Origin of the sequence: Streptomyces niphimycinicus, from assembly GCF_018883605.1 — a bacterium.
In the GTDB taxonomy this organism is placed as follows: Bacteria; Actinomycetota; Actinomycetes; order Streptomycetales; family Streptomycetaceae; genus Streptomyces; species Streptomyces niphimycinicus.
On record NZ_JAHLEM010000909.1, the window covers coordinates 1 to 5,826 of the forward strand.

Annotated in this window: 7 protein-coding genes and 1 tRNA gene; 2 read left to right on the forward strand and 6 right to left on the reverse strand. The window is 67.6% G+C overall.

Features of this window, described 5'->3' with window-relative positions:
• Nucleotides 1-132 precede the first annotated feature (132 nt).
• Genes KN815_RS45200 through KN815_RS45210 form a run of 3 tightly spaced genes read right to left on the reverse strand, consistent with a single transcriptional unit; the run spans nucleotide 133 to nucleotide 2,024 of the window.
• Nucleotides 133-927: a MerR family transcriptional regulator gene (locus tag KN815_RS45200; RefSeq protein WP_216347614.1), complete on the reverse strand. Its 795-nt coding sequence runs from the start codon at nucleotides 925-927 to the stop codon at nucleotides 133-135.
• 15 nt (nucleotides 928-942) lie between these two features.
• The gene (locus KN815_RS45205; protein WP_216347615.1) at nucleotides 943-1,704 is read right to left on the reverse strand and encodes an ABC transporter permease; all 762 of its coding nucleotides are present in this window, start codon (nucleotides 1,702-1,704) and stop codon (nucleotides 943-945) included.
• The gene (locus KN815_RS45210) at nucleotides 1,701-2,024 is read right to left on the reverse strand and encodes an ATP-binding cassette domain-containing protein (protein ID WP_443732347.1); all 324 of its coding nucleotides are present in this window, start codon (nucleotides 2,022-2,024) and stop codon (nucleotides 1,701-1,703) included. Before KN815_RS45210 ends, KN815_RS45205 begins: the two co-directional genes overlap by 4 nt.
• A 4-nt stretch (nucleotides 2,025-2,028) precedes the next feature.
• On the opposite strand from KN815_RS45210, the gene KN815_RS45215 reads away from it, so the two are divergent.
• Complete coding sequence (locus tag KN815_RS45215) at nucleotides 2,029-3,210, forward strand: tyrosine-type recombinase/integrase (protein ID WP_216347616.1); 1,182 nt, start codon at nucleotides 2,029-2,031, stop codon at nucleotides 3,208-3,210.
• A gap of 183 nt (nucleotides 3,211-3,393) precedes the next feature.
• Here the strand turns inward: KN815_RS45215 and KN815_RS45220 are convergent.
• Nucleotides 3,394-3,475: transfer RNA gene (locus KN815_RS45220), tRNA-Tyr, on the reverse strand.
• A 189-nt stretch (nucleotides 3,476-3,664) separates the two neighbouring features.
• On the opposite strand from KN815_RS45220, the gene KN815_RS45225 reads away from it, so the two are divergent.
• Complete coding sequence (locus KN815_RS45225) at nucleotides 3,665-4,153, forward strand: YajQ family cyclic di-GMP-binding protein (protein WP_059148998.1); 489 nt, start codon at nucleotides 3,665-3,667, stop codon at nucleotides 4,151-4,153.
• A 72-nt stretch (nucleotides 4,154-4,225) separates the two neighbouring features.
• On the opposite strand, the gene KN815_RS45230 is transcribed toward KN815_RS45225, so the two are convergent.
• On the reverse strand, nucleotides 4,226-4,618 hold the full coding sequence (locus KN815_RS45230) for a YccF domain-containing protein (protein WP_216347617.1): 393 nt from the start codon (nucleotides 4,616-4,618) through the stop codon (nucleotides 4,226-4,228).
• Nucleotides 4,615-5,478 carry a zinc metalloprotease HtpX gene (htpX, locus tag KN815_RS45235; RefSeq protein ID WP_216347618.1) on the reverse strand — a complete coding sequence of 288 codons (864 nt, stop codon included), beginning with the start codon at nucleotides 5,476-5,478 and terminating at the stop codon, nucleotides 4,615-4,617. Before htpX ends, KN815_RS45230 begins: the two co-directional genes overlap by 4 nt.
• Nucleotides 5,479-5,826 lie beyond the last annotated feature (348 nt).

Here is a 5,826-nt window from a genome sequence, read left to right on the forward strand (position 1 = left end):
AAGAACCCCGATGAAGTACATCCACGCTGCCCACCCCCACCGCGCCGGCCCTGTTCCTCACTGAGGCAGACGGCCGCCCTCCGGGAAGCACGTGCACCCCCAAATAGCGTCACTCCAGGACCCTGACTGCCTTCACGATGGCGGCAGCTCAGTGTCGAGTCTCTCGGCAGGCACTCGCTCGATGCGGGTCCAGCCCCTCCAGCCCCGCTCCTCCAGAATCGCCAACAGCCGCGCGGCGTGCGGTGAGGACTCGACCATGGTTGAGTCCAGCAGGTCGACAAACTGATCGTCGATGCCGTCATCGGCACCCACCTCGCCGGCCTCCACAGCACGAACCATCAAGCGTTCCATGATGTCGGCGACCTCGACGATCCGCGGATCGTCGGCCGGCCAGTCGAGTGCCCCGCTGAGAAGGCTGTAGAGCTTCACCATCTCGGGGTCGTCCAGCTCCTCGTGCTTCTTGGCGATCACGGAGTCGATCGAATGCGGCACCTGGGCAGCGATCATGATCCAGGCGTCCCGCTCCATCTCGATGTACCGCTCCTCAACGCCGAGACCGCGCAGCCGGTCGAGGTAGTCCACAACGCTCTGCGGAAGCGCCAGGTGCTCTCCGGCGGCGAGCCTGGCGAGTCGGCTGCGAGTGTCCTGCAACCGCCGGATCTCGGCACGCAGGGCCTTGTCGATCTCCTGGACGCTGCCGGCGAACTCCTCCGGGCCGGCGGCGAGGAGTTCCTGCACCCGAGCCAGCGGCACGCCGGCGTCTGCGAGGGTGCGGATCCGGATCAGTCGCACGACCGCGACGGCGTCGTAGGTCCGGTATCCGGACCGGTCGCGCTCGGGCTCCGGCAGCAACCCGATCCGGTGGTAGTGACGTACCGCCCGCACCGTCACCCCGGCGTACGCCGCAAGCTGGCTGATGGTGAGCATGGGTCTCAGCCTGCCTCAGGCGATCTTCCGGCGATAGGCGGCCATCGCGAAGATGTACGCCACGACGAGGATGCTGACGCACCACGCGAGGGCGGTCCAGATGTCGTCGCCGACCGGCTGCTGGGCGAACAGGTTGCGGATCGTGTTGACGATCGACGTCACCGGCTGATGTTCGGCGAACCAGCGCACCGGGCCGGGCATCGTCTTTGTGCGCACGAACGCCGAACTGACGAACGGCAGGAAGATGAGCGGGTAGGCGAACGCGCCCGCTCCCTCGACCGACGACGCACAGAGCCCGGGGATCACGGCGAGCCAGGTCAGCGCCAGGGTGAACAAGAGCAGGATGCCGGCGACCGCGAGCCATGCCGACACTCCTGCCCCTGAGCGGAAGCCCATGAGCACAGCGACGCCCGCGACGAGCACGAGCGCGATCACGTTGGCGACCAGTGAGGTGACGACGTGAGCCCACAGCACACCCGACCGCGCGATCGGCATGGACTGGAATCGCTCGAAGATCCCGCTCTTCACATCGGTGAACAGCCGGTACGCGGTGTAGGAGATGCCCGATGCGATGGTCATGAGCAGGATGCCGGGCAGCATGTAGTTCACATACGAAACCGACCCGGTATCAATGGCGCCGCCGAACACGTAGACGAACATCAACATCATGGCGACCGGCGTGATGGCGGTCGTGATGATGGTGTCCATGCTGCGTGTGACATGGCGCAGGGTCCGCCCCGTGAGCGCGACAGTGTCGTTGAAGAAGTACGCGGTCATCCTCGTCCCCCAGTTGTCGTGCCAGTGACGTCGCTCTTGTCGATGCCCCCGACGACTGCGAGGAAGATCTCCTCGAGAGTCGGCTGCTTCTCGACGTACTCGACCTTGGCGGGCGGGAAGAGCTGCTTGAGCTCGGCGAGGGTGCCGTTCACGATGATCCGACCCTGGTGGAGGATCGCGATCCGGTCGGCCAATTGCTCGGCCTCGTCCAGATACTGCGTGGTGAGCAGCACCGTCGTTCCATGGCCGGCGAGCTCCTTGACCGCATCCCACACCTCGATGCGCGCCTCGGGGTCGAGCCCGGCCGCGGAGCTGCTCACCGCCGTGAACAACGGCGAGCGGTTCGATGAGGCGAGCGGGCTGCCGCTGCCTGAGCTGCGCAAGCTCAATGACGTGAGTTGGTACCAGCACGCTCGCGACTACATCGAGATGAAGTGGCCGGCCGCACCCGCGAAGACCCGGACCGGCTTGGCCGAGGCCATGGCCAGTGCCACCCCAGCCTTGGTCAGTACGCGCCGCGGCATGCCGGATGCTCGGCAACTTCGCCGCGGGCTGTATAGCTGGGCTTTCAACCTGAAGCGATGGACGGAGGACCCGCACGCAGACGTACAGCGCACTCTGGAATGGGTCGAGCGGAACACGGTGCCCATGAGCGCCTTGGATGATCCGCTGCTGCTCCGGAAGGTGCTCACCGCCTTCGCCGCGCGTCTGGACGGCAAGACCGTCGCTGCCTCGGTGTTCCGGCCCAAGCGGGCCATCTTCCACAACGCCCTTGAGTTCGCGGTGGAGGCCCGGCGACTCGATGTCAACCCGCTTCCGCAAGTGCAGTGGTCCCTCCCTAAGCCTGTTGAGCAGGTGGACTCCGGGTCCGTGGTCAACCCACGGCAAGCCCGTCAGCTACTGGACGCCGTAGGCGAGCAGGGCGACCGAGGGAAGCACCTCCGGGCGTTCTTCGGGTGCCTCCTCTACCACGCTGGACTACGGCCAGATGAGGCCGTGTGGCTCCGCCGCGAGAACTGCGAGCTTCCCTTGGAAGGGTGGGGCGCGCTGCACCTCGACGGCTCCCGTCCGGGCGTCGGAAGTTCATGGACCGACTCCGGCGCCGCCCACGACCAGCGGGGCCTGAAATGGCGACCGGAGAAGGAAGTGCGGCACGTCCCGATTCCGCCCGTCTTGGTGACCATGCTGCGGGAGCACCTGGAGACCTACGGCACGGCCCCCGACGGCCGACTCTTCCGGACCGCCCGCGGTGGGCTGGTGCAGGAGAGCGGCTACGGGGAGGTCTGGGCGCGGGCCCGAATGGCGGCGTTCGGGCCCGCGCCGCAGCCGCACCGTCCCGGTGCTCGGCCGTATGACCTACGCCACGCTTGCGTCTCGATGTGGCTGAACTCGGGAGTGGCCCCTGTGGAAGCCGCTCGCCGCGGGTCACACGGTGGCCGTGCTGCTGAAGGTCTACGCGAAGTGTCTGGACGGCGCCACAGCCATGGCGAACGCCCGGATCGATGAGGCACTGAAGAACTGGGGATGATCCCCGAGCGTGCCCCACGCATGCCCCACACGCAGTGGTCAGCACGCGAGATCAGGTGAGACACAGTGGGATGGACCGCCCATTCCGGGCGTGATCCTCACTCCCTGAACGAGAACGACCCCCGACCGCGTTTCCGCAGTTCAGGGGCCGTATCCCTCGTGTGGCGGCGCCAGGATTCGAACCTGGGTAGGCTAAGCCGACGGATTTACAGTCCGCTCCCATTGGCCACTCGGGCACACCGCCTGGGATGTGGCCAGGTGCCCCGCTCTCGCGGTGCTGCTCCCTGGCAACGACGTAAACAATACCTGATGTGCGGGGGTGCTTCGCCACCCGGTTGATCGCCTCTGGATCATGGCTGAGATCGCTAGGCTGGCCGGAGCGGTCCGCTGGGCCGTGCCACTGACGGATCTACGTACGAGGAGCCAACTCAAGATGGCCGACTCCAGTTTCGACATCGTCTCGAAGGTCGAGCGGCAGGAGGTCGACAACGCTCTGAACCAGGCGAGCCGCGAGATCTCCCAGCGCTACGACTTCAAAAACGTCGGCGCCTCGATCGAGTGGTCGGGCGAGCGGATCGAGATGCGAGCCAACTCCGAGGAGCGGGTCAAGGCGATCCTCGACGTCTTCCAGTCCAAGCTGGTCAAGCGCGGGATCTCGCTGAAGGCCCTGGACGCGGGTGAGCCCCAGGCGTCGGGCAAGGAGTACAAGATCTTCGCCTCGCTTCAGGAGGGGATCTCGCAGGAGAACGCGAAGAAGGTCGCCAAGATCATCCGCGATGAGGGGCCCAAGGGCGTCAAGGCGCAGGTGCAGGGCGAGGAGCTGCGGGTGACGTCCAAGAGCCGGGATGATCTACAGGCCGTGATCGCCCTGCTCAAGGGCAAGGACCTGGACTTCGCGGTGCAGTTCGTGAACTACCGGTAGCCGGCACTCGGACCGGTGCGGCAGGGGCGGTGCGGCGTGGCCGTGCCGCCCCTGGCGTTGTCGGCGGGCGGGTCAGCGGTGGCCGAAGGGCTGGTCGGTGGGGACGATCTCGACGCCGAGGGGGGCCAGGGAGATCGGGATGAGCTTGAAGTTGGCCAGGCCCAGGGGGATGCCGATGATCGTGAGGCAGAGTGCGACGCCGGTGATCAGGTGGCCGAGCGCCAGCCACCAGCCCGCGAGGATGAGCCACAGGACGTTGCCGACGCAGGAGGCGGCTCCGGCGTCGGGGCGCGGGACGGTGGTGCGGCCGAAGGGCCACAGGGCGAAGCCGGCGATGCGCCAGGAGGCGAGCGCGAGGGGGATGCCGATGATCGTGAGGCAGAGGAGGACGCCGGCGAGCACGTAGAGGATCGCCATCCACAGGCCGGCGAAGATCAGCCAGATGAGGTTCAGGAGGGTTTTCACGGTTGGTGTCCTCCCATCTGCTCGAGTCGTGCGATGCGCTCCCGCATGGGCGGGTGGGTCGAGAAGAGCTTGGCCATGCCCTCACCGGCGCGGAACGGGTTGGCGATCATCAGGTGACTGGCGGTCTCCAGGCGGGGCTCGGGCGGCAGCGGAAGCTGTTTCGTGCCCGCTTCCAGCTTACGCAGGGCGCTGGCGAGGGCCAGGGGGTCGCCGGTGAGCTGGGCGCCGGAGGCGTCGGCCTCGTATTCGCGGGAGCGGCTCACGGCGAGCTGGATGATGGAGGCCGCGAGCGGGCCGAGAAGCATGATCAGCAGCATGCCGACGAAGCCGGGGCCCTCGTCGTCGTCGGACCGGCCCATCGGGATCAGCCAGGCGAAGTTCACCAGGAACATGACGACGCTGGCGAGCGCGCCCGCGATCGAGGAGATCAGGATGTCGCGGTTGTAGACATGGCTGAGCTCATGGCCGAGGACCCCGCGCAGCTCGCGCTCGTCCAGCAGCCGCAGAATGCCGTCGGTGCAGCAGACCGCCGCGTTACGGGGGTTGCGGCCGGTGGCGAAGGCGTTGGGGGCCTCCGTGGGTGAGATGTAGAGCCGGGGCATCGGCTGGCGCGCGGCCGTGGAGAGCTCGCGCACCATGCGGTACAGCCCCGGTGCCTCGAACTCGCTGACGGGGCGGGCGCGCATCGCGCGCAGGGCCAGCTTGTCACTGTTCCAGTAGGCGTATGCGTTGGTCCCGAGTGCGACGACGACCGCGATGATCAGCCCGGTGCGGCCGAAGAGGCTGCCGATGAGGATGATGATCGCGGACAGACCACCGAGGAGTACGGCGGTCTTCAGCCCGTTGTGCCGGCGGTGCACTGTGTGCCCTCCCGTTGTGCCGCAGGGGAACGCTTTGCCTGGTGTCTCCACCTTCCAGTGGACCCTCCTGAAAAAGTCAACGCCAGGCGAAGGGCACCAGTTCCCTTGTGCACACGGGTGCGGGCGCGCGGCCGGTGACCACGGATCGCGCGGCCGGTGGCGACGGATCGCGCGGCCGGTGCGGCGGTCGCGGGAGCGGTTACAGCAGGGTGTCCGAGGCGAACCGCAGGACGAGCTGCGGGGCGCCGGACAGGGCGATGCCGACGGCCGCGGTGAGGCCGATGGCGGCCGTAAGGGGAACGGCGCGCGGGCGGGCGGCGGCCGCCGCGTCCGCGGGTGCGGGCTCCG

Bases quoted from the DNA above. Each gene is read 5' to 3' on its own strand.
- KN815_RS45205 (WP_216347615.1), bottom strand. From the start codon at position 1,704: ATGACCGCGTACTTCTTCAACGACACTGTCGCGCTCACGGGGCGGACC.
- KN815_RS45225 (WP_059148998.1), top strand. From the start codon at position 3,665: ATGGCCGACTCCAGTTTCGACATCGTCTCGAAGGTCGAGCGGCAGGAG.
- KN815_RS45200 (WP_216347614.1), bottom strand. From the start codon at position 927: ATGCTCACCATCAGCCAGCTTGCGGCGTACGCCGGGGTGACGGTGCGG.